This is a genomic window from Exiguobacterium sp. s95 (assembly GCF_018618655.1).
Lineage (GTDB): Bacteria > Bacillota > Bacilli > Exiguobacteriales > Exiguobacteriaceae > Exiguobacterium_A > Exiguobacterium_A oxidotolerans.
Genome location: NZ_JACSMM010000001.1, coordinates 438,211 through 462,658, shown reverse-complemented (window position 1 = coordinate 462,658; position 24,448 = coordinate 438,211). Strand labels below are relative to the sequence as shown.

20 protein-coding genes, 1 pseudogene and 1 riboswitch are annotated in these 24,448 nt (G+C 49.6%); of the genes and pseudogenes, 9 read left to right on the top strand and 12 right to left on the bottom strand.

What is annotated here, in order from left to right:
- Nucleotides 1–103 precede the first annotated feature (103 nt).
- The 9 genes from KNP99_RS02660 to KNP99_RS02620 all read right to left on the bottom strand — a co-directional run bounded on the left by KNP99_RS02660 (nt 104) and on the right by KNP99_RS02620 (nt 9,207).
- Nucleotides 104–319: a DUF3006 domain-containing protein gene (locus KNP99_RS02660; protein ID WP_157898482.1), complete on the bottom strand. Its 216-nt coding sequence runs from the start codon at nt 317–319 to the stop codon at nt 104–106.
- Nucleotides 320–331: 12 nt separating this feature from the next.
- Complete coding sequence (locus tag KNP99_RS02655) at nt 332–1,198, bottom strand: ComEC/Rec2 family competence protein (RefSeq protein ID WP_214801743.1); 867 nt, start codon at nt 1,196–1,198, stop codon at nt 332–334.
- Nucleotides 1,195–1,746 (bottom strand): histidine phosphatase family protein, encoded by a 552-nt coding sequence (locus KNP99_RS02650; RefSeq protein ID WP_029330219.1) that lies wholly within the window; start codon nt 1,744–1,746, stop codon nt 1,195–1,197. The genes KNP99_RS02655 and KNP99_RS02650 overlap by 4 nt, the downstream gene beginning before the upstream one ends.
- 62 nt (nt 1,747–1,808) lie before the next feature.
- Nucleotides 1,809–2,603: a DUF3307 domain-containing protein gene (locus KNP99_RS02645; protein ID WP_214801741.1), complete on the bottom strand. Its 795-nt coding sequence runs from the start codon at nt 2,601–2,603 to the stop codon at nt 1,809–1,811.
- The gene (locus KNP99_RS02640) at nt 2,600–3,247 is read right to left on the bottom strand and encodes a hypothetical protein (RefSeq protein ID WP_088837169.1); all 648 of its coding nucleotides are present in this window, start codon (nt 3,245–3,247) and stop codon (nt 2,600–2,602) included. The genes KNP99_RS02645 and KNP99_RS02640 overlap by 4 nt, the downstream gene beginning before the upstream one ends.
- Nucleotides 3,248–3,510: 263 nt before the next feature.
- On the bottom strand, nt 3,511–3,981 hold the full coding sequence (locus tag KNP99_RS02635; protein WP_235195152.1) for an NUDIX domain-containing protein: 471 nt from the start codon (nt 3,979–3,981) through the stop codon (nt 3,511–3,513).
- A gap of 296 nt (nt 3,982–4,277) precedes the next feature.
- Entirely contained in the window at nt 4,278–6,683 is a 2,406-nt protein-coding gene (gene parC / locus KNP99_RS02630) for a DNA topoisomerase IV subunit A (RefSeq protein WP_214804541.1), read from the bottom strand.
- Complete coding sequence (gene parE, locus KNP99_RS02625; RefSeq protein WP_215193021.1) at nt 6,676–8,646, bottom strand: DNA topoisomerase IV subunit B; 1,971 nt, start codon at nt 8,644–8,646, stop codon at nt 6,676–6,678. The genes parC and parE overlap by 8 nt, the downstream gene beginning before the upstream one ends.
- 159 nt (nt 8,647–8,805) lie before the next feature.
- Entirely contained in the window at nt 8,806–9,207 is a 402-nt protein-coding gene (locus KNP99_RS02620; protein WP_088837166.1) for a CoA-binding protein, read from the bottom strand.
- A 431-nt stretch (nt 9,208–9,638) separates the two neighbouring features.
- On the opposite strand from KNP99_RS02620, the gene KNP99_RS02615 reads away from it, so the two are divergent.
- The 7 genes from KNP99_RS02615 (at nt 9,639) to KNP99_RS02585 (ending at nt 18,578) form a co-directional block, all read left to right on the top strand.
- Complete coding sequence (locus tag KNP99_RS02615) at nt 9,639–10,679, top strand: tyrosine-type recombinase/integrase (RefSeq protein ID WP_239456895.1); 1,041 nt, start codon at nt 9,639–9,641, stop codon at nt 10,677–10,679.
- A gap of 47 nt (nt 10,680–10,726) precedes the next feature.
- Nucleotides 10,727–13,327: a DEAD/DEAH box helicase gene (locus KNP99_RS02610; RefSeq protein WP_215193020.1), complete on the top strand. Its 2,601-nt coding sequence runs from the start codon at nt 10,727–10,729 to the stop codon at nt 13,325–13,327.
- A 372-nt stretch (nt 13,328–13,699) separates the two neighbouring features.
- Nucleotides 13,700–14,338, top strand: a complete 639-nt coding sequence (locus tag KNP99_RS02605) for a 50S ribosomal protein L25/general stress protein Ctc (protein ID WP_214801721.1) — start codon at nt 13,700–13,702, stop codon at nt 14,336–14,338.
- Nucleotides 14,339–14,427: 89 nt separating this feature from the next.
- Nucleotides 14,428–14,526: riboswitch (TPP riboswitch) on the top strand.
- Nucleotides 14,527–14,625: 99 nt separating this feature from the next.
- Nucleotides 14,626–15,204 carry an ECF transporter S component gene (locus KNP99_RS02600; RefSeq protein WP_088837162.1) on the top strand — a complete coding sequence of 193 codons (579 nt, stop codon included), beginning with the start codon at nt 14,626–14,628 and terminating at the stop codon, nt 15,202–15,204.
- The gene (locus KNP99_RS02595) at nt 15,201–16,766 is read left to right on the top strand and encodes an ABC transporter ATP-binding protein (protein WP_251133037.1); all 1,566 of its coding nucleotides are present in this window, start codon (nt 15,201–15,203) and stop codon (nt 16,764–16,766) included. The genes KNP99_RS02600 and KNP99_RS02595 overlap by 4 nt, the downstream gene beginning before the upstream one ends.
- Entirely contained in the window at nt 16,732–17,457 is a 726-nt protein-coding gene (locus tag KNP99_RS02590; RefSeq protein WP_215193019.1) for an energy-coupling factor transporter transmembrane component T family protein, read from the top strand. Before KNP99_RS02595 ends, KNP99_RS02590 begins: the two co-directional genes overlap by 35 nt.
- A gap of 77 nt (nt 17,458–17,534) precedes the next feature.
- A complete protein-coding gene (locus tag KNP99_RS02585; protein ID WP_215193018.1) occupies nt 17,535–18,578 on the top strand; it encodes an NAD(P)/FAD-dependent oxidoreductase in 1,044 nt (347 codons plus the stop codon).
- Between the two features lie 531 nt (nt 18,579–19,109).
- Here the strand turns inward: KNP99_RS02585 and KNP99_RS02580 are convergent.
- Complete coding sequence (locus KNP99_RS02580; protein ID WP_088837159.1) at nt 19,110–19,913, bottom strand: alpha/beta fold hydrolase; 804 nt, start codon at nt 19,911–19,913, stop codon at nt 19,110–19,112.
- A 201-nt stretch (nt 19,914–20,114) separates the two neighbouring features.
- Here KNP99_RS02580 and KNP99_RS02575 point away from each other — a divergent pair, with 201 nt between their 5' ends.
- Together KNP99_RS02575 and KNP99_RS02570 are read left to right on the top strand one after the other, a co-directional pair.
- Nucleotides 20,115–21,335: a hypothetical protein gene (locus KNP99_RS02575; RefSeq protein ID WP_215193017.1), complete on the top strand. Its 1,221-nt coding sequence runs from the start codon at nt 20,115–20,117 to the stop codon at nt 21,333–21,335.
- A 3-nt stretch (nt 21,336–21,338) separates the two neighbouring features.
- Entirely contained in the window at nt 21,339–22,562 is a 1,224-nt protein-coding gene (locus tag KNP99_RS02570) for a hypothetical protein (RefSeq protein ID WP_215193016.1), read from the top strand.
- Here KNP99_RS02570 and KNP99_RS02565 read toward each other — a convergent pair whose 3' ends face one another.
- Both KNP99_RS02565 and KNP99_RS02560 read right to left on the bottom strand, forming a co-directional pair.
- The gene (locus KNP99_RS02565) at nt 22,563–22,793 is read right to left on the bottom strand and encodes a hypothetical protein (RefSeq protein ID WP_214801706.1); all 231 of its coding nucleotides are present in this window, start codon (nt 22,791–22,793) and stop codon (nt 22,563–22,565) included.
- A gap of 194 nt (nt 22,794–22,987) precedes the next feature.
- Nucleotides 22,988–24,325 (bottom strand): annotated as a pseudogene (locus KNP99_RS02560) (IS1182 family transposase); the annotation flags it as partial.
- Nucleotides 24,326–24,448: the final 123 nt, after the last annotated feature.

Genomic DNA, 24,448 nt, shown 5'->3' with positions numbered 1-24,448 from the left:
GTGTACGAAAATTCAGATAAAATCGCCAGTAATTCTCGATATTCCTTCTAAATAATTCCATTAATCCGTAAAAAAAGCAGACACGCTGTGTCTGCTTCCTGCGTCAATCCTCAAACAGTTCATCCATCAACTGGTCGATTTCCTGGCGACGCGCCACCGTCTCGGTACGTAAAATCCGGATCGAGCGCCCTTGCCATTCCAGCCGATCGCCGACTTCTGCTGCGACCGGCAGTCGTTCTCGCGGGAGTTGAATCGTTTCCCGTGCTTCCGTCTCACACAAGGCGAATGCCTCCTCGAAAGCTGTGACCGTCATCTTCATCGTCATGCCTCCTTAGTTCGGACGGAAGTCTTTGCGACTTGTGACGGTAATCGCCGTCCCATCCGATGTGTATTCAATCGTCCCCATCCGGTCCGTCCGGTCGATTGTGATGCTCTCTGCTGCTAAGGCATTCATGACTGTCGGCCGGGGATGGTTGTAGGCATTTCCTTCTCCCGCTGAAATTAAGGCACGTTCAGGGTGGACCGCTTGCAGAAATGGAATCGACGACGATGTGTCGGCACCGTGATGACCAATCTTTAAGACATCTGCCTTGACGTCAATTCCGGCTGTTAGTAATTGTTGCTCCGTCCGAGTCGGCGCGTCCCCCATGAAGAGGAACGTATTCTCCTCGTGCGTCATCTTCAGGACGGCACTCCAACTGTTTAAATCACGGGTCCCGTCCGTCAAAGGAGCGATGATCTCAAAATCGGCTGATTCACTCGGGATGACGACGCCGGCTTTCGCCGTTTTGATTGTCACCCCTTCATTTTTAACAGCAAGCAAAAAGTCACGATAGGTATCGGTCGTGTGATTGACACGCGGGGCGTAGACTTGGTCGACATCAAATGCTTCAAGGACGGTGTCGAGTCCGCCGATGTGATCGGCGTCAGGGTGGGTCGCGATGACGGCTGTTATGCGTCTCACTCCAAGCGCTTTTAAGTAGCGGACAACGTCATCTCCTTTCCCATTGTTGCCGCCATCAATCAAAATCGCGTCCGTCTTCGTCCGGATGAAGGTGCTGTCACCTTGTCCGACATCAAATCCGTATACCGAGACCGTCGTTTCGGCGCGGTCGGTGCGTAGCGCTTCGTCCTCCCGCGTCATATAGAAAATGATGATCAGACCGAGAGCGAGCAGAATCGTCGAAGCCCATTTCATCGTCTAACCTCACTCTTTTCAAATTGATAGAGCATCCCGTTGCGCGGGTGACGGAAGCGGGGGCCGGTGTAACCACGTTTTTTCAGTGCCGTCCGCATCAATAACATCATTCCACCGTGACCGACGAGGAGAACGCGTTCATTATTCTCGAACGCCAATTGATTCAACAACACTTCAATGCGTTGGTTGGCATCTTTAATCTGCGCCTGAATCCGTTTGCTGAACGGAGCGACGAGCCGACCGATGATCGCCCAGGCGAGGAAGGGGAGGCGAATCCGGGAATTGATCGTCGGGAACGGCACTTCCCGTAAGAGATCGGTCACGATGATCTCATCCTCATAGACACTCTCTGCTGTCTGGATCGCCCGCGGCATACTGCTCGCATAACAGATCGTCCAGTCCGTCTGTCCGAGCTCGACCGGTTTGACATCGATCGCCGAGCTATCGTACCGTTCAATCCAAGCTTCGATATCGGAAGCGCTAATCCAACCTTTCGTCGGATATCCTTCTGTGACCCGGTGGTGTCTGACTAATCCAATCGTTTTCATTTTTGTTCGACGGTCTTTCTGGTAAAGCCAGGAAGCCGTCTCACCTCACTTTCTTTCTCGTTCTATAATACGAAGCGAATGGCGATTCCACAGAGGAGTGCGCTCAAAATACTAAGTAAACTGCCGATGATATAATATTCCGCAAAACGGCGGTCTTCAAACTGCTTGAACCGCGCCAATGCTTTGAGAGCGATGATGAAGCCGATTGCACCAACCGCATTGACGGCGACGAGAATAACGATGATGGCCCGCTCGACGAGACCGATATAGCGACCAACGCCATTAATCTCTGTCGTGTAACTGCGGGCCGAATCCTCAACCTCGTGGGTGACGGAACGGCTGATCCCGTTCAATTGTTCCTTACGAGTCACTTTCCGCTCGAAATGGGATTCAATCAATCGGGGAGCGAACGGTAGCAGCAAGGGGGCGATGCCGCGTCCGACCAGTTCCGTCGCAACCAGGCTCCACATGATGATCCAAAGCACTTGGAAGGAGAGGGTGATATCACTTGGCCAACTGATTGGGAACATCACCGCAAGCAGACCAATGATGATGCCGATATGTAACAGTTGATCAATCCAAAAAGCCGGTGCCGGTTTGATGATCCGCTTGAGTTGCGAGCGGTCAATGACGGCGTGTGATCCGATAATCGCACTGAAGAGATACAGGGCACTTACGAGCTCGATTTGTCCGGTCAGGTAAAAATAACTTAAGACAGCCGCTGTACAGAGGCTATGTATCCCGAGGTGGACGAGCAGGGGGCGAAGCTTCCGGTGCTTGTGCTCCGCGATCCGTTTACCTTGCAGCGGGAAATCGGCAATGAGATGGGCAATCAGAAGGCTCAACAGTAAATTCATCCAATCGCCTCCCAGACTTGGAGTTGCTCGAGCGCTTGTATAAAAGCCGTTTCGAGTTGCTTCCGTTGTTTACGTTGCGAGCGGGCAACAAGTTTCGCGACGTTAATTCGGGCATCTTTTTCTTGAAAACCCATTTTTAGTCCGATTTCTTCATACGTTGCGTCCGGGAATCGGTCCATCAGTGTATGGAGCTCGACTTGACGATCTGTTTTCCCAAAATAAGCGGGATACAGCATATCGACATAGCCTGTTAGTAAAGCAGCCGGGAAATAAGGGGGGCCGGCGAAAACGATTTGATTGTCTGATTTTTTGGCCGCCTCTTGCGCTTCGAAGGCAAAAATGATGGCGCTACCGTTCGCTTCGTCGGCTTCTGTCGTCGAAAGCGTTTCATATTGACCAAATCCGACTCCGACATAACCGTCGAGCGGACTATTAACGAGTTCGAGTAAAACAGGATAACAGATTGGGTAGCTTTGGAAAACACCGAGTAAGCTGTCTCCAGACTTGATTTGAAATGGGACGAGTGCGTCTTTAAACTGATCATTTAATTGCTCCGCTAACGTCCGGAGTGTCTGCAATAATTCTTCTTTGTGCGGAAAAGTGCGTGAGTTTTTGACGTCAAATGAAATGGCGACGGCTTGCATCAAATTCCTCCTTTGTTACTGATAATCCGGTTACAACCGTAATGTTACCGACATAAAGGTAACAAGTGATTTGTTACTGTATTTAGAGTAACAGGGGTGGATGTAAAAAACAAAGGGGCAAACTGACTATTTTTTATGAGGGACATGCAAAAAAATTATTTTTCTTTTCTAGTTAACATAACATATATTATCAATAGTTAAATAATCTTGTCTCATAAGTAAGGTAAACTCAATATAGTGAGACAAAACAAAAAAACACGACATTAGCCGTGTTTGCGACAATCATATGGTTGATTACGTTCCAACCGATGAATGAGCCGATCAAGAAAAATATGATGCCGGCGTTCGAGCTGTGTGATGCGATCAAGCGGCAACCAGGCGAAATGGAAAAAATCACCGCAATCTTGACCGTCACCCGCAACACAATGCGTCCATCTGTTTTCTTGGCATTCGATATGGGCATGATAGAAATACGTGTAATGGACCCGCATCCGCTCTGGGTAACGCATCTCTTCTTCGCCAACGTATTGAACGGTCGCAAGTGATAGACCACTTTCTTCCAACGTCTCGCGGACGGCTGCTTCCTTGGCGATTTCTGCGTCTTCAATCGTCCCGGCAGGAATCTGCCAGTCACTATCTGGAGCTGATTGTGGATGAAAAACAAGTAGTTCCCATCCCTCTGGTTGTTCCCGTGTGATATAGATTGCTACTTTTTCGCGTCGTCTGAATTTCATCTTCATCACCTCTCCAGTTAGGCAGATGGCACAAAAGCAGCTAAGGACGGATCCGTAGCTGCTTGAGAAATACATATAAGCTACGCTTCGAACCGCTTCGCGTCTGATGTGACATGCTTGACCTGACCATTTTCTTTTATTGTAGCGGTTATTGGTCACTCTTTCAATTTGTAAACTAAAGATTCACCGATAATTTGTGGAAATAATCTAAAAAAATGATTAAAAAGACGACATTTCCTACAAAAAGACAGAAAAAAAGACGTCCCCCACGCTTCATCGTGAGGGACGTCTGACCGTCAAACGGTATACCAGTCAACGAGTGGACCGAATTTTTCTTCATCATACGCAAACGAACCATTCGATAACCGATCGAGATAAGACAAGGAACCGATTTGAATCGATTTTGCCTGCTCTTTTCCGATCAAAACGAGTTCTTTTTGATTCGTGACATCAAGTAACGCCGCTACCTGATGCGGTTTTGATTTTAAATCACGCAACAATTGCTGACCACGTAAGGCACGATTCGTGATTTGGAACTGATCCGAAAGGCGCATCTTCTTCAAGGCACCCCGCTGTGTCAGTAAGACGATATTCGGTGCTTGCATAAAGGCAATCGCCCCTGCGACGACATCATCATCCTTCAGGTTGATGGCTTTGACACCTGCTGCCCGAACGCCGACGACCGGCACATCGTCTTCCGTGAACCACAGACCAAAGCCGTTTTGCGTTGCGAGGAACAATTGTTTCTCGCCAGTCGAGACCGCAGCATAGAGGACCTCGTCATCTGCTTTTAAGCGGACGCCTTGCAATGGTTTCGACTTCCGCTGGGCATTGTAATCGCTCAGTTTCGATCGTTTGACCATTCCTTGGCGAGTGACGAACAGACAATGTGACGTTTCGTCGAACGTCCGGACGAGATCGATCGAGAGGACACGGTCACCCGGTTCGAGTGGTACGAGATTCGCGACGTGTTGTCCGCCATCCTTCCATTTCGTATCTGGGAGCTGATGGACCGGAATCAATAAGTAATTACCGCGTATCGTCCAGACGATGACGTGATCGGTCGTCATCGCTTGCCCTTGATAGAGCAGACGATCCTGTTCCTTCATCTCCGGGAGGTCGTTCGAGGCACCGAATGACCGGAGCGACGAGCGTTTGATATAGCCGTTTTTCGACATGAAGACCATCGTTTCTTCGACGGCGATCATGACTTCCGTCTTCAGCTTCAGTTCTTCGACCTCGGCTTCGACGGTCGAACGGCGTTCATCCGCGACTTGATCCTTTAAGATGCTCAATTCTTTAATGATGAGGCGGTTCCGCGTCTTCTCATCGTTCAAGATTTTCTCGAGACGCGTGACTTCCTTCTCGAGTTTTTCAGCCTCTTCCTGCAATTCGACGATGTCCGTATTTGTCAGGCGATACAGTTGGAGCATGACGACAGCTTCCGCTTGTCGGTCCGAGAAGGCGAAGCGTTCGATCAGGTTCTCTTTTGCTTCCGCTTTGTTCGTCGCAGCCCGAATCAGACGAAGTGTCTCATCGAGGACGGAAATCGCTGTCATCAAGGCAGAAACGACTTCCTGGCGGCGTTTCGCTTGATCGAGATCAAACGTTGTCCGGCGGATGACGACTTCCTTGACGTGGCTTAAATAAGCATCCAGTAAGGCGAGCACACCCATTTGACGCGGTGTCCGCTCATGGATGGCGACCATATTGTAGTTATAGGCGACTTGGAGGTCGGTTTGTTTGAGGTAAAAATGTAAAATCCCCTCTGCATCAGCCTCTTTTTTCAGTTCGATGACGACACGCAGTCCGTCGCGGTCCGTTTCATCGCGGACTTCAGCCACTCCTTCGACTTTACGGTCGAGGCGTAATTCTTCCATCCGTTTGACGAGATTTGCTTTGTTGACTTCGTATGGCAGTTCCGTGATGACGATTTGCTGACGTCCCCCGCGGAGTGTCTCGATTGTCGCCCGCGACCGGATGATGACTTTCCCGCGTCCTGTTTCGAACGCTTTTTTGATCCCGTCGAGCCCTTGCACGACGCCACCAGTCGGGAAATCAGGTCCTTGCATGTGCGTCAGCAGGTCGTTGACGTCATTGACCGTGCCTGAGATGCGACCGATTGCCGCGTCGAGGACTTCGCCCGCGTGGTGCGGAGGAATCTCTGTCGCGTATCCGGCAGAAATCCCGGTCGAGCCGTTCATCAACAAGTTCGGTAACAACGACGGTAAAACGAGTGGTTCTTCCGTTGTATCATCGAAGTTGAGGGTATAGTCGACCGTCTGTTTATTGATGCCGTCTAGAATCAAGCTTGAGACTTTTGAGAGACGTGCTTCCGTATACCGCATCGCGGCCGCACTATCGCCGTCGATCGATCCATTATTCCCTTGCATGTCGACGAGCGGGTACCGTAACTTCCACTCCTGACTCAAGCGGACCATCGCCTCATAGACAGACGAGTCGCCGTGCGGGTGGTAATTGCCGATGACGACCCCGACCGTCTTGGCAGACTTCCGGTACGCACGGTCATACAGGTTCCCTTCCGTATGCATCGCATAGAGAATACGCCGCTGGACGGGTTTGAGCCCGTCGCGCGCATCCGGTAAAGCCCGGTCTTGAATGATGTATTTCGAATAACGTCCGAACCGGTCACCGACGACCTGTTCGAGCGATAAATTTAAGATGTTTTGTAGATTAGACATGCTTTGTCACACTCGCTTTCGTCACGTGTTCATTTTCAATGATTGAGATGTCTTCCGCGAGTCCGAACGCGACGTTATCTTCAATCCATGACCGGCGGTGGCCGACGTTATCGCCCATCAAGACGGAAACACGTTTTTCAGCAACGGCGGCGTCGTCGATCGTGACGCGAATCAATGTCCGGGTCTCAGGATCCATCGTCGTTTCCCAAAGTTGAGGAGCATTCATCTCACCAAGTCCTTTGTAGCGTTGGATCATATAGCCTTTACCATACTTTTTTGTTGTTTTCGCCAGTGTGTCTTCATCCCAGACATACTCGAACTTCTCCGTTTTCCCCTTACCTTTCGAGACACGATACAGCGGCGGTAAAGCGACGAAGACTTTCCCGGCGTCAATCAACGGACGCATGTACCGGAAGAAGAACGTCAGCAGGAGGACTTGAATGTGGGCGCCATCGGTATCGGCATCGGTCATGATGATGACCTTGTCGAAATTACAGTCGGACAGGTCGAAATCTGCCCCGACCCCGGCTCCGATCGCATGGATGATCATGTTGATTTCTTCATTCTTCATAATGTCGGCGAGTTTCGCTTTTTCCGTATTCAGGACTTTCCCGCGTAACGGTAAAATCGCTTGGAACGTCCGGTTCCGTCCTTGTTTCGCAGAACCGCCGGCAGAATCTCCCTCGACGAGGAACAATTCATTTTTGTCGGCATTTTTTGAAGCGGCCGGTGTCAATTTCCCGTTTAAGATGCTGGAACGTTTCTTTTTCTTGCCGTTGCGCGCTTCTTCCCGGGCTTTGCGGGCTGCTTCGCGAGCTTGTGCCGCACGAATGGCTTTTTTAATGAGCAAAGTCGCCGTTTGCGGGTTTTCTTCGAGGTACGTCGACAGACGGCGGCTGATGACGGCGTCACAACTCGTCCGTGCTTCAGGAGAACCGAGTTTTGACTTCGTTTGTCCTTCGAACTGGAGGAATTCTTCCGGAATCCGAATCGAGACGATCATCGTCAAGCCTTCCCGGATATCATTGCCGTCGAGATTTTTATCTTTTTCTTTTAATAAACTATTTTTACGGGCATATTCGTTCATAACGCGGGTCATTGCCGTTTTCGAACCGACTTCATGGGTTCCGCCGTCACGCGTCCGGACGTTATTGACGAACGACAGGACGTTTTCCGAGTAGGCGTCCGTGAACTGGAACGCGATATCGACTTCGATTTCGTTTTCGACGCCTTCAAACGCGACCGTCGGATGCAGGACATCCTTGTCGTCGTTCAAATAACCGACGAACTCGCTGACCCCTTCTTCGTATTGGAAGACATCTGCTTTGTCGGACCGTTCGTCCGTCAACGTGATTTTCAAGCCTTTTAAGAGGAAAGCGGATTCACGAAGACGTTCAGCGAGCGTTTCGTAGTTGTATGTCAAGGTACTGAAAATTTTCGCATCCGGCTTAAAATAGACAGCCGTTCCTTTTTGACGCGTCGCTCCCGTCTCAAGTAACGTCGTTTTAGGCATTCCGCCATTTTCAAACCTTTGCTCGAACTGTTTTCCGTCACGATAAATCGTCACCTTCAAGTCTGTGGATAAGGCATTGACGACGGAGGCACCGACACCATGCAATCCACCAGACGTCTTATAACCGCCTTGACCGAATTTTCCGCCGGCGTGGAGAACGGTGAAGATGACTTCTGCCGTCGGTTTCCCCGACGCGTGCATTCCCGTCGGCATCCCGCGCCCGTGGTCACGGACCGTGATGGCGTTATCTTTATGGATCGTGACATCGATCTGTTCCCCGAACCCGGCAAGGGCTTCATCGATTGCGTTATCGACGATCTCATACACCAAGTGGTGGAGTCCACGATGATCGGTCGATCCGATATACATACCTGGGCGCTTCCGGACAGCTTCGAGTCCTTCGAGCACCTGGATGGCATCGTCATTATAATTGTTTAAATCTGTCGCCATAGTTTTCACCTCATATAGAAAAACGCCGATTTTCCAAACATTCGTTCGTTTTTCTAGTAGTCTGTATCTAATTGTAGGCATCTTCTTGCTATCTGACAAGGGGGAACGTAAAAAAGACACTCACTCGCGTTTGAGTAAGTGTCTTGATTTGACTCGAAATCATAAGTATTGGTGTTCGATTTTGATGCATCGATTTTCGATATACGGGATTCCTGCCCCGAGCGCTAAACTTTCCGCTTCGACGCTCGACAGACCGAGCTGGTTCCAAATCATCCCGACGTCGCCATGGGCAACCGCTTCTTTTGCAGCGTCCGCTAAAAACTCGGAGCGACGGAACACGTCGACGATATCGATATGACCCGGGATGCTATCGACCGTCGGATAAACTTTTAATCCGTTCCATTCGTCAAGCGTCGGATTGACGGGAACGACCTCGTACCCGTGCTGCACAAGATAATCGGCGATCCAGTTCGCAGTTTTCCCGGAATCACTTGAAATCCCGACGACGGCAATCCGTTTCGCTTCTTTTAGTAATTGGCGTGCTTGTTGATCAGAAATCATTCGTTTCTCCCCCTATACGTAATTGAGTCAATCTTCTTGTCTATACCCGAATCACTTTCGGTTAAGCCGTGTTTCTAAAAGTTTGCAACAATTCCGAGAAAAAACGAAAAACGATCTGTACGAAAATGAGACGACCAACCACCTGTCGAAGTCATGTTCGATGCAACTGAGAGCGAAATTGGTTTTCAAGAATATTTTTCTGAATTCATTCTATCAAGGTGACATAATAAAATTATTGTTCTGTTTGACATAAGAAAATACACCTTTCGTTGATTTGCATCGAGTTGACCAGTCGCCCGTTAGTCGGAAAGTCGATGCAACTGAGGGCTCCCTGTCTGACAATTTAACATTGCGTGAAATAACTATTTCACGCAAACTAGTGTACCGTCTACCAACGTTTGGTATAGTAAGGTCAGAGGGGGAATAGACTGATGAGTTTATTTAAAAATCTAGGAAAAACCGTTAAAACCGTCCAAATTCCGGCCCATACCGTTGATCTACCAGGCTATCACCGGATGCCGGAATTTATTCGCGATTACATCGACCACTTAGCTTCAAAAAATTTCTCAAAAGCAACGATGCGTCGTTATGTGTATGATTTTGATTCGTTTTTTAGCTTTGTCGCCGCCGCGTCAGGTCAAGATGTCCGGGCGATTGATATCACGCAAGAGGCGTTCCTTGAGATTGACGGCGCGGGAATTGCGGCTTACGCCGAATACTTAGCCTTGACGAAGGGCAATGCGCCGAGTGTCATCAACCGGAAGTTGTCGGCGTTACAATCGTTATTTCGCCATTTGATCGACATCGGCGTCCTGTCGGAAAATCCGGTCGCAAAAATCAACCGCCCGAAACAAGCGAAGCGCGATCCGGTCTACTTAACGAAACGCGAATGGGATGAACTGATTCAATTGCTGCCGTCGAACATTGAGATGAATCCGCGGGAGGCGGCCCATTATGAGCGTGACCGCGTCCGTGACGTGACGTTGTTCCAGCTACTCGGCTATAGCGGGATGCGTCTCAGCGAGATGACACAATTGACGTGGAACGATCTCGATTTTCATGAAGGGACGATTCGCGTGATTGGTAAAGGCAACAAGGAGCGGGTCATCCCACTTGCGCAACCGGCACGCGTCGCCCTCAGAAAGTACGCCGCCCATTATCAGTTGTCGATGCGTGGGAAAGATGCTGTATTCGAAAAACAAGGGAAACCGCTCAGCCCGCGGGCGGTCCAACATATATTAAAGCGGCATACCGATCGGTTACGACCGGTCTTACCGTTTTTGGAACGGAAACAAATCACACCACACAAGTTACGGCATACGTTTGCGACGCGTCTCGCGACAGGTGGCGTCGATGTCTTGACGATTCAGCAACTCCTTGGGCACGAGTCCGTCGCGACGACTCAAGTCTATGCCCATATCGGCGATCAGGAGAAAAAACGGGCGATTGAATTATTTGATGGTGAACGATAATAGTATTATGTCACCTTATAGTAACTTTATAGTAAAGGAGACCACAGATGAATTTTGGATTAAGTGAACGAAAAATCAAACAAATGTCAGATACTTATGCCTTTCGCCGCGGAAAACGGTATGTGACGGCAAAAAAAGTGATCTTACGCAACTACACACCGGGTGACCTCTTCGTCGAGGCGGAAGTTGCCGGTGAAACACGTTTTCACGTCCACGTTCATCTCCGGGAAACGGGTGTTGACGCCGGATGCAACTGTCCCTCACTCGCCATGGACGCCTCGTTTTGTGGGCATATCGTCGCAGTACTGTTAGCCTTACAACAAATTCAAGCCTACGGGACGCCCGGGCCGAATCGTCCGGCCATCACACCGTTTTCAGCGCAACCGACAATTGAAGATGCCGCAGCTGCAACCTATCTTGCGGCATTGACGCGCGAAAATAAAGCGCAGCTCCGGTTTGACGTCCGCGACGGCGGGATTGCACTCGAAAGCCTGACGACACAGCGCAGTTATCTCTTGTCCCTGCCCTACTTCGACCGTTTACTGAACGACCGCGACTGGTTACGGGAACGGGCGGACATCTGGATGAGCGCCGCTGTCCGGGGCCGACTCGTCAGCGGGTCCCCTCGCGTCAAACTGGCTCTCGACCGGATCAATACCCGGCTGGAAGTCGTCGTCACGTTTGATTACGACGGCAAAACCGTCAACCCGTTGACTCCGACACGCTGGATCGGGCGTGACTTGTCGACGGAGCGGGCGGTGACGCGTTATTTGGAAGCGACAGGACTCTGCGCGGATCAAGCCCGTTATGTAGTAGAAGGAGAAAGTAATCACTACGTTGTCTTAAAAGGTTTACTTGACCCGATGGTTGCCCTCGGTCAACTCGAGTTATACGCGACGGCGAGTATCAAAACGGCATTGCTCCCCGGTCCATTCCATCCGAAAATTGAAGTCAACGTGACGAAGCGACTCGATTGGTTGACGTTCAAGTTTTCGATGGACGGGATTTCAGAACAAGAACTGTCGGCGGTCCTCGCGTCACTCGTGACGCAAAAGACATACCACCGTTTACGCTCGGGACAATTGTTGTCGCTTGAAGACCGTGCCTTCACGCAAATCAAACGGCTGTTACAGGAAGTCGAAGCGACGGAACAGACGTTACTTGAAGCGGAATTGACCGTTCCTGCCGTGCCGAACTTGGCCCTGTTGACCCCGGCTGCTTTCTTGACGGTCCACAGTCAACTGAAGGAACGATTGCTCGAGATGAAAGCCGGAAAAACAGAGCGACTGGCGTTACCGGAACCGCTCGCGACACAACTTTTGCCGTATCAGCAAGACGGCGTCCGCTTCTTCAAGAGTCTTGCGGCACACGACTGTCATGGCATCTTAGCGGACGAGATGGGACTCGGCAAAACGATTCAAGCCATCGGTTATATCGAAACGCTCCCGAGTTCACGTGTCTTGATCGTCGCCCCGGCGTCACTCCTCTACAACTGGGCAGCAGAGCTGCACCGCTTTGCCCCGACACGCACCGTTCGTGTGCTCAGCGGGAGTCGTGCGTCGCGCTTACGACAGCTCGAAGACTTGCCGGACGACGTCATTCTCATCATCTCCTACCCGTCGCTCCGGCTCGACATCAAAAATCATCAAACGATCCATTACGATTGTATCTTTTTTGATGAAGCACAACATCTGAAGAATCCACGGTCGCAGACGACGGTCAGCTTAAAACAACTGTGGGCGACGCGGCGGTTTGCCTTGACGGGGACGCCGCTCGAAAACAAGACGCTTGATCTCTGGTCAATCTTTGACGTCGTCTTCCCGGCACTCTTGCCGGACCGGCAACGGTTTCTCGACTGGTCAGCACGGGACGTCCAACAATTCGTCGAACCGTTTTTGCTGCGCCGGACGAAAAAAGATGTTTTGCAACAGTTGCCGGCGAAACAAGTCGTCCATCAGTACACGGAACTGACGGCGGCACAGAAAAAACTCTATGCCGCCCACTTGGCAAAGTTACAGCTCGAGACGTTACAGCATCTCGATCAGTCAAAACCGGAAGAACGGATGAAGTTACTCGCCGGATTGACCCGGCTCCGGCAAATCTGTTGCGATCCCCGGTTGTTCGTCGAAAACTACCGTGGTCGGTCGGCGAAACGGGACCGGTTGCTCGCCTTGATTCAAGAAAAACGGGCAGCAGGCAAACGGATCTTAATTTTTTCACAGTTTACAAAAATGCTCGATTTGATTCGGGACGACCTACATGAGTTGCACCTCCCTCATTTCGAACTGCGCGGGGATACACCGATTGCGGAGCGTCTCGAACGCTGCGACCGTTTTAATGCAGGCGAAGTCGATCTGTTTTTGATTTCACTGAAGGCGGGCGGCACCGGACTGAACCTGGCGACGGCGGATACTGTCATCTTATATGACAGTTGGTGGAATCCGGCTGTCGAACAGCAAGCGGCTGACCGGGCACACCGGATGGGACAAACACAGACGGTCGAAGTCATTAAATTAATCACGAAAGGCACGATCGAAGAAAAAATCATCGAGCTGCAGGAGCGGAAGGCGACACTCGTGACGGACATACTTGAACAACCGGCTTCACTTGCGTTATCGGTCGATGAGATGGTTCAATTGCTTGAATAAGAGGAAGTTCACCGCCTATATTTTTAAGGGAGCTGCTTCGTCCAATGATTTCTTTACATGATGTAAACCGTTGCTGCTCTAAGGAGAACAGGTTTCTTGCTATCGTTTTTTCGCCGGTTGATGTTTAGCTTTTAATGTTACGGGGGTATAACTATCATAGCACCGCATCAGCGAGTTGCTTTTACAACCACATGTTTCTCAATATCAGCGTAATGACCTGGGAGAGAAATGCTAACCACTCACTTCGATCTTCATTTTTATGAAATCAATTTGAAATAGCATTCGATGCACCGTCTTGATCCGGAACGATTCGTTCCACTCCTTTCTTCATTACCTTTTGAGGGCTATACCAAATTCAAGGGGGAAATGAACATGTCAGTAACATTAAAAGTAGAAGAACGCGAAGTACGCCCACGCTCACTTAGAAAGCAATTACGTCATGAAGGAAAAGCTCTTGGTGTCGTGTATGGTTACAAAGTGGAAAGTACACCGATTGCCTTTGACGAAAAAGCATTGATCAAAGTCGTTCGCGAACATGGTGAGAATGCACTTGTTGCACTTCAAATCGGTGGTAAAAAAGTCAACACACTGATCAATAAACTCGATATGGATATCTTCACACCAACAATCAAGCACGTTGAATTCATCGCTGTTAAAATGGATGAAGAAACAGAAGTCGAAACAGATATCGTCCTCGTCGGCGAAGCGGCTGGTGCAAAACTTGGTGGATATCTTTCACAAACACTCTTTAAAGTAACAGTTGCAGCTACACCAGATAAATTACCGGAACGCGTCGAAGTCGATGTGACAAATCTTAACCTCGGTGATTCTCTATCGGTTTCGGATTTGCCGGAAGAAAAAGAATACCGTATCGTTACGGAAGGTGACATTCAAGTCGTTGCCGTCGTCGAATCGACACTTGAAGCGGATCTCGAAGAAGCAGATGCTGAAGAACCAGCTGAAGCGACAGAAGAAGTTTCTACTGAAGAACAAACGAAAGAAAAAGAATAATTTTTCTTACCCTCCCCTCGCGGAGGGTTTTTATCTGTATTGACAACTGTCGGTAGAGTCGGTACAGTAAATAGCGTACACACTATATGCACATCCACTAGGGGAGCCCATTGGCTGAGACGATTCACTTCGGACCCTTTGAACCTGATCTAGTTCATACTAGCGTAGGAAAGTGGAGCGGTAATTCGTTCAATTTTTCTGCATGTTTGCAGATTCAGTGACCGCTCTCTTTCATAGAGGGCGGTCTTTTTGTTTGTCTGGTGGTTGTGCCAAAGGGAGATAGGAACATGAACAGTTGGAAAATGAAAGAAATCATCGTCATGATGATGTTGTCGGTTGCTTGCGGGGTACTCTACTTAGGGTGGTCGACATTGTGGTTACCGATTTCCGCGATCTTCGGACCGGTCGGATCGAACTGGATGTTCGGGATTTGGGTCATCGCGAGTCCGCTTGTCGCCTACATCATTCAAAAGCCCGGGGCAGCACTGATTGCAGAAGTCGTCGCCGCGGCTGTCGAATTATTCACGGGGAGTCACTTCGGATTATCGGCCTTATTGATTGGTTTCGCTCAAGGAATCGGTGCCGAAATCGCTTTTGCCCTCTTCGGATACCGGAAGTTCAACACAATGACGTTAGTTCTATCCGGAATGTTCGCCGCAATCGGTAGTATGGTCTATAGTCTTGTCGTCAATGGTTTCGCCTACTATACGACGACGACACTTCTGTTGACGTTTTCCCTTCAACTCGTCAGCGGTGCATTGCTCGGTGGATTACTTGCGAAAGTCATCGTCGATGCGCTCGTCAAGACAGGGACGTTGAACGGTTATGCGATCGGGCGTAAGCGGCGGAAGCCGGATGCAGCATGATTCATTGTAACGACTTGTCTGTCCGCTATCCGGGGCAACATGACAACGTCCTGCACAAGGTGACGGTGACGCTACACGAAGGGGAAACGACGTTGCTCGTCGGACCGAGCGGCAGTGGGAAAACGACGTTTTTACATGTTCTCGCCGGCTTATTACCTGACGCGATCGAAGCCGATGTCAGCGGCCACTGCAAAACGAATGGGACGGTCGGAATCCTTTTTCAAAATCCGGACGACCAGTTCTGCATGCAGACCGTCGGAGCGGAAGTTGCCTTTAGTCTTGAAAATCGCTCAGTCGACCGCAGTCAGATGGATGACCGGATTGACGCCGTACTGGCACGTGTCGGTCTGGACGTGCCGCTGACGACACCGATTATGCAACTGTCAGGAGGGATGAAACAACGACTCGCCCTCGCCTGCGTCCTAGCGCTTGAGCCGGATATTCTATTGCTTGACGAACCGACGGCGCAACTCGATCCGGCAGGACATCGGGTTTTGATGCAGCTGATTGAGGAACTCCATCACGACCGGACGTTGACGCTCGTTCTGATTGAACATCAGCTTGACCGCTGTGTGACGTTCAGTGACCGGGTGCTCGTCTTCGATCACGGCGGAACGATTTTACGCGATGGTCCGCCGCTTGATGTCTTCGGTCAGTATCGCGATGAACTTGAACGACGCGGCATTGCGACGCCGCTCCTCTACCCGTATGAACTGGAAACCGTGCCCCCCGCTTCTTCCCAGGCGGGGCGGTTACGAAAAGTGACTAACAACCGTCCTCCGGTTCGGCACGACACGACGTTCGCGCTGACGCGCACCGCGTTAGGACGCCGTAAGCAAGTGATTGTCGATAACCTGTCGCTTGCAACACACGCCGGAGAATGGATCATGGTCGTCGGATCGAACGGTGCCGGGAAAAGCACGTTGCTCGAAACACTGGCGAAATTGATTCCGGCGCAAGGCGGTACGGTCCGCTTGTTCGAAAAAGAACTGCGGACATGGAAAAGTCGGAGCTATTACCGACACGTCGGATTCGTCTTTCAACAGCCAGAGCTCCAATTTCTCAAGCAGACGGTCGAAGACGAGCTCGTAATCAGCATGGATGCACCGACGCCGGAGCGGATTGAAACGGCGTTGCAATCCTACCGGTTAACCCATGTCGCCCGTCAGTCGCCCCTCGCCCTGAGCATGGGTCAAAAGCGACGGCTCAGCGTCGCAACGATGTTGTTAGAACCAAAAGACGTCCTGTTGCTCGATGAACCGACGTTCGGTCAAGATGCCGAGACGACAAGTCAACTCATCGAGATGTTCGAGCAGGCGCGATTAAACGGGACGACGCTGATCATGGTGACGCATGACATGGAGCTGGTCCACCAGTATGCCGACCGGGTCCTCGTCCTTGGTGACGGGCGACTTCAGTTCGACGGCACACCGGACACTTTGTTTAAAGACGAGACGTTACTCGAGCATAACCAACTCTCTCGTCCGTTATCGTATTTGTATCAGCAACTCGAGGAGGTGAAACGTCGTGCAGGAAAACGACTCCCCGCTCGCACGTATTAATCCGGCACTCAAGCTCGGTGCCCTCCTGTACGTGATGGTGCTCTTGATTGCGGCACCGACGTTACGCGAAACGATAGCCTTACTTTTACTCGCTGCGGTCGGATTGGGCTGCTCCGGTTGGTCACTGTTGACGCTCGCCAAACGGGTCTCCCCCTACCTCGTCTTGTTCTTGCTGACATTTTGGATGATAGCAGCCTTCGGAAAAGGCAGTACGGAAGTTTGGTCATTCGGTTGGTTTCGCGTCACGGAAGAAAGTATCGGTCATGCCTGGTTGATTGCACTGCGGATGCTCGCCTTCGTCTTCCTCAGTTTGACGTTCATCGCGACGACCGACCAAACCCGGTTCGTCATGAGCCTGATTCATCAGTGCCGCCTTCCGGACCGTCTCGCATACGGCTTTTTAGCAGGGATTCGTTTTATTCCGATCTTTCAGCAGGAAATAAGAACAATCCGTCAAGCACGGCGGGTCCGGCAACAGCACTCGATTTGGCCATGGCAGACGTTTTTCGCCATCAGTTTACCGCTTTTTACGAACAGTATCATCCGTTCGGAACAAATCGCGATTGCGATGGAAGCGCGTCGGTTTCAGGCCGAGCGGACGTATTATGTCCGTCCGGTCGTGACGCGTCACGATCAAGTGTTTTTTGCTCTCGTTTGTCTCGTGGCGAGCTTGCTTCGGATTGTCCTATGACATTCATTAGATTAACGCAGACGGATTCAGGGAATCATAGTCTCGGAAGCAGTTAATTTAAAGAAGTAGGTGAAGGTTTGAAACGAATCGTATTAGTCGGGGCAGGTCATGCCCATTTAGAATGTATCAAGGAAGGAACGCATCCGGATGTTGAATGGATCGTCATCAACCCGTCCCGTTATCAGTATTATTCAGGAATGTTCTCCGGTCTTGCGGACGGCACGTATCGACTCGAGGAGACCCGGGTCGATGTCAAAGCACTCTGTTCTCTTCACGGAAAGACATTGATGGAGGAACGTGTCACGCGGATCGATCCGCAAACGAAACAAGTTTTCTGTCAGTCAGGCGAAATCATTTCTTACGACGTCGTATCGTGTAACATCGGTTCGAATGACTGGAATGTCTCAGATGCGACGTCACGCGTCACGATCAAGCCGAATTATCAAATCGATCAGGCGCTCCGTCAGTTTAAAGAGGCATCGTCGCCCGTCATCGTCGGGAGCGGTGCTGCTGCAATCGAGATGGCCGCCTCATTCCAATCGGACGGTTGTCCGGTCACACTCGTCCATGATGAACCGCTCCTCGCAGGACACCCGGCAGAGGCGAGCATCCTTGACCGGTTGGATACGCTGGGCGTGACACGCATCGTCGACCGGTTCCTCTCTCTTGATGAGCAAACCGTCCAGCTCCAGTCGGGTCAATCATTCAAAGCGGATGCCGTCCTGTTTTTAGGTGGCGCGTCAGCACTGGATCTGTTCAAGGCATCCGGCCTCTATTGTGATGAGCGCGGATTTTTGCTCGTCCACGAGACGTTCCAGTCGCTAGAGGACCCTTCTCTGTTTGCCGTCGGCGACTGTGCGACGCTCGCCGCATATCCGAACACACCGAAGAACGGTGTAACCGCCGTCCGGCAAGCACCTGTCTTGCTTGAGAACCTTCTTCGTTTCATCAATCAGGAACGTTTGCGGACGTTCCGGCCGCAAGCGCGTTACTTGACGATTCTTTCGATGGGACATCAGCAAGGGACCTTGCTTTACGGACGACACTATCAGACGAATCATTTGAGCTGGCGTTTGAAACAATGGATCGATCGCCGGTTCATCAAAAGTTATACAACATAAGAACTCGAATTTCGAATGAACTGGGTGTTCGGTTCAAGGCGGAACGTGCACTAAGGTGTCTGCATGTGGAACCTCCTAAAACAGAGAGGTATTCATTCCTCAATCTAGACACAAAAACAGCCATCACATACTTGCGATGGCTGTTTCAGACTGTAGACAACGTGCTATCAGGAAATCAAGCGTCTTTTTTCGTTACTTTCCTCGGGCGAGGCGCAAGCCGTTGCTCCTTGATCCTAACGGACAACGAGCAGGGTCTTGCCTGCCTCTGAAAGTGCGTTAAAAACGCACTTTTTCCCGTAGGAGTCAACGAAACGTGACGCTTTTTAGGGAATACCGTGAGATAAATCCAAATATGCAGACGGTTTAGAGCGTAATCTGTCTTGAATCGCTTAGAACTGCGAACGATTGCCGCTTTGAATACGAGGTGAGACAGGAAAGCGCATCTCGATATAGCATTTTCAGGCTTCATAACCGTTTAGCTACAGCTTTAACAGCCATCGCATACTTACGATGGCTGTTTCGTGTCTTTGATTATTTTAAGAAAGCAAGTAACGTGTCGTTGAATTTTTCGCGTTCATCGAGTACCGTCCCGTGCCCACTCTCTTCAAATGGTTCAATCCGTGAGTTCGGGATTCCTTTTTGCATCTCTTCCGCAAATTCAAACGGACAGACTTTATCTTTTTTGCCATGAATGATTAACGTCTCGACGTCAATCTGCGGCAATTCATTCCGTAAGTCTTCGTCGCGCAAGGCGATTGCCGATAAAATCGTGCCGTGAGAAGAGGCTGCGACACTTAAGTTGTGGAACCATTGTGTCAGCGGTTCTGAATGGTCTTGTTCAAAGAAGATTTTTCCGAATCCTTCAAGCATCGCCGGACGGTCTTTTCTCGTATCGGCAATCAAGTCATCGACTTCGTCTTTTGTCATCCCGTACGGGTACCCTTCCCGTTGCGTGAAGACCGGAGCTGCAGCACCCGCAAGAATCAATTTCGAGATTTTGCTCGATCCGTGGTTAAGGAGATAGCGTAACGCAATCCCGCCCCCCATTGAAAAGCCGAGTAACGCTGCGTCTTTCAGTTCGAGCTGCGTGATGACTTGATCGATGTCAGATGCCATCGTTGCATAATCATATCCGCTGGCTGGAGCATCCGATTTGCCATAGCCGCGGTAATCAACTCCGATGTAACGGTAGCCGGCGTCGAGCAAGGCATTCTTTTGATATTCGAACATGTTGTTATTCGCTGGCCATCCGTGTAACATGACGACCGGTTGTCCTGAACCGACATCTTCGACATAAATTTTAGTTCCGTCAACTGCTTGAATGAATGTACCCATTTGAATAACCCCCGTGTAGTAGTGAAATTCGTGATGATTGAGTATTACCCGTTCTGATAGATTATTAACATCTTAAGGTTAAAGTGAAATGAAAAATAGATAAAATATGGAAAAATATATGGTAAAATAAGTAGAAAACAACGGGGAGGGATTGTCATTAAATCATGGTCACTGGCATTAGGACTGGCCTGCAGTCTCGTCTTGACCGGGTGCGGTCAAGAACGTTTATTGAAGCTTGAGTCCGTACCGGCGTACTGGTCAGTCGAACGTTTTACCGATCATCAATTCGTAGACGATGTATCGACGAAAGAGAAAAAACAATTGTTAAAAACGTGCAAGAATAAAAAGACGACGGCACTGCCCTCATCCTACCGGATCCTTAATACATATGAGATGTACTTTTCCTTAAAAACGCTTGAAATGTATGGAGCTCAAACCGAGGTCTTTTATCTCGCTGAAAAAGAAAACCTGTACCTCGCCTGCCGGTCGCGGGATACGCATCAATTAAAAATTCATCCGGTCGAAGCGAAAGACCATCCGTGGGTGAAGGTAGAACAAGGAACGGACAAAACGCCCTTGCAGACGCCGACATTTTTCCAGGTGACGGAAAAACAACGGACACGCCATGCGGATCAAAATCGTGAAGCGAAAACAGAGGGTGATTTCAGCCGTCGTCTCGCACCCTTCCATAACTTACATATGCCGATTGCAGGACAAATACTCGTCATCCTGACAGAGAACAACAAAGAGCACGTGCTCGTCGATGTCCCGACTTCGTTCATCAACCAGACGACAGACTTTTATTTGACGACGCGTTCGAGCGGGAACGGAGCAAATGCGACATATCATTCGATTACTTTCGAAAGTCCCGGTTGGTACCTGCAGGACCGGATCGTAATGACGACATATGATCAGGAAAAAGTCGACATGACGTATCATCCCTTACCGGAGACACTTACGGCGAATAAAACGATTCCGTATGTGACGTTACGCGCAAAAAATGACCTGGATGATATGGAAGAAAAAACGTTGTCCTTACGGTATCAGCCGGTCTATCAGAAGGTGAAGTTATTTGAAATGGATGATGAAGAACGCAATGACGGAATCAAAGGTTTCCTCCACCCGACGATCGAGTCCCTGCAAGAAGGCAACATCCGCAAAATTGGGATCATGCCGGATGAATTATCACTTGCCCTCGCGAACGAACTGAAACAGGTCACCCTCGAGCAACCGCAAGGAAATAAACCGTCGCTTCAGTATTTTACACTCGTCGACAAGGGGAAAACACAAACGTTCACCGTGTATTTAAAAAAGCGTGCCCAGAAAACAGATGTCTACCTGCAAGACACAACCTCGAAAAAAGGTACAAAATTGTCAGGTGAGCTGGCTGCACAGCTCGCGGAACAGATTGAGGGGGAATGAGATATGCGCATACGGTTCGTGTTGGCCCTCTGCCTCGTATTCTTAAGTGGCTGTGCTGAAGATCCGGAACCGGTTCAGTTCAGCTATGTACCGGACCTTTACGATACGTTAAACGTCAGCGACTTTAAAAGTGCCGATCCGAAACTGGGGAGCCTGATTCAAGAAGTCTGTCATCAGAAAAAGGTCAAGCCACCAAAACAGTATACGGTGGGTGACCATTATTACGTCTCGCTCGTCAACATCGGACTGTTCATCGAAGGCATGCGGGCGACGTACATCGAGTCGGACGGTCAACCATACCTTTATTGTGAAGATATGCGGCATCTGCCGACGTTCCATTCGCTAACGAAAAAACAAAATTCGTTTTCAACTTCAGCCTTGACGAAACCGGTGAAAAAGATCGAAATCAAGACCATTGATCCGAAAAATCGTCAACTGTACAGCCATCTGGTCGATCACGTTCGCAAGTCGCAAATGCAGTTGACACTTCCGACGACGGGATACCTCGTCATCCGGGCGACGAATGATCAGACGAAAGAAACAACCGTCACGAATGTGATGGAATTGACGCCGTTTGCTCACGGGATACCGCACTTCGTATTTATTGATAAGACGTACATGGACGACCGACATCAGATTCGTCCGCACCTGCTGACGGATGGGATCAATCTTCTTTTTGAAGCACCGATTATCGAGGCGGAAAAACCAGTCAAGGTACGCTTTACACCGGCAGAACCGAACAGTCAGGGTGAGTATGGATCGCTACAGGTAACAACGACATCAGGAGAACGGTCGCGCTATACGTTGACCGTCAGACAGGAGTCCGAGCTACCGCCAGGCATCAAGCTGCTACCGGATGACGACGACAGTTCGGAGTCCCCCCGCCATGCCGTTTTTCATGACCGTCCGTTTCCAAAGGTCGACTACACACAAAAAACGCCATATGACGAATTGAGCGAGCAGGAATTCCTGATGACATCCGTCGAGGAAATGAAGACGTTGACCGGATTGATCAAGCAGAGTCAGGTCGCGGAGAAAAAGGGAAAACTCGCAGAGCGGTCCTATTTGACGCTCTTTAACGGAGATCAAGCACAACAGTATCGGATCTATCTCGACCGACGTGTCAAAAAGACGGATATCTACCTTGAAGACCGGACGCGGAAAATCAGCTTTAAATTGACGCCGGAAGCACGGGACTTACTGCTCGATTCCTATCAGATCAACTGATTATAATAAAAAATGCTGGGTGACATAAATGAGACAACATACGAGGATGAAGACAATGCCTTCTTGCAACCATTCTGCACGGGACAGCGGTTCCCGCAAAAACGAGGCACAACCGATCAGGATGGCAAAGAAATAAAGATAGACGAATCCGCCTGACAGTAAAAAACCGAGAATCAATACCATGCCGAATACTACGGTCATACCGGATACAATCAGTTTCCGTCGCGTCATGCTGTCTCACCTCTGTTGTCCGTTTTAACTCTTTTACCCATTTCTGCGAAAGAACATGTAAAATGCCTGACATCCGAAGAACGGGTGTCAGGCATTTCAGACTTTAGACAAACCCTCATATCCACTTGGAAATGAGGGTTTGTCTTATGTATGCGTAAAAAATATGACACTCCATTAGGATTCCGACTGGAATCCCATGACCAATTGGCCAATTTTTTGAGGTTCAGGGCAGCAAAAGTGAGCATGGTCTGCATCGTTACTTTTTTTAACCCGCGGTAGCGAGTCCAACGCATGCCATGCTTTTCTTTCGCGTCCGCAAAGACACGTTCGATTGTCTCTTTTCGTCGGGCATACAGCTGCCTATTAACCGGTGTGTGGCGAAGGCGCTCGACTTCGTCGATTGCATCTTGCCAGACATGCCGATGAATCACTTTCTGCATCGTCTGACTTTTCGTATACCGTTCTAGAAATGGACAAGTTTCACAGATTTTTGGATCTGATACGTACTCCCGTCTTCATTCCCGTGTAGTTGTTCGATAGACAAGCTGCTGATCATTTTCACAGAGATAGCAGTCGTAATACGCATCATTATAAAAGGCATTCGTTTTGAACATACCTTTCACCCCTTTGGGGCGAGTGTAGGGGAAGACTGGCAAAATACACTGTCTGAGAAGTAAATGTACGATGGGGGCGGTTTTATAGGCGGAGTCTGCGACGACTGCAAACGGGACGGTAAAACGGTGGATGATGAGCTCGAGCAAGGGATTTAAAATGATACTATCGTGAATATTACCTGGTGTGACAATTGTCCCGAGGACAAAGCCATTCCGATCACACGCTGTATGAAAGGAATAGGCGAACTGCTTTTCACGCTCCCCCTTCACGTAATATCCTGACTCAGAATCCGTGGTACTCTCCTTCGTCAAACGTCGATCATTCTCGTCCTTCTTCTTGGGGATAAAACGCTTTTTTTCCGTGCGCCTCACGATCATCATTGATTTCTTGTTCCAGTTCATCATGATAAAAACGTGCTGCACGACGAACATGTTTCTTTTTATATTTCCGCTTATTCGCATTTGCTTTGACGTGTGTCGAATCGATAAACAGGACCACTGGGTCCACGAATCCAGCATCGACGCCTTGGGCCAGAATTTTGTAGAAGATATCTTCAAAAATCGTCGTGTCTTGGAAGCGTCGGACATAGTTTTTTCCGAAGGTTGAAAAATGAGGAACCTTTTCATCCAATCCAAATCCTAGGAACCAACGATAGGCGACGTTCGTTTCGATTTCTTCGTCTTCCGCATAGAAGGAATACCGAATAAATATTGAAGAAGAGCCATCTTGATTAAGAGAACAGGATCCACGCTAGGTCCTCCGTTATTTTCACAGTACAACTTTTCAACCAATGGATAGATGAATTGAGAGTCCATCACCTGATCGACCTTGCGGACCAAGTGGTCAGCAGGAACCAATTGTTCGAGTGTGACCGTGATGTTTTCAGAACGATGGGGTTGATTTCGTTTTCCCATCATGGGAAACCCTCCTTCGTGGTATATTTCTTTTACTTTATAATATGAAAGAAAGCTAAAAAAGCCTCGATTTCCGATCTAATCGCTTCCTAGTGGAAAGCAAACAGGAGCGACCCTGCAGCGAAG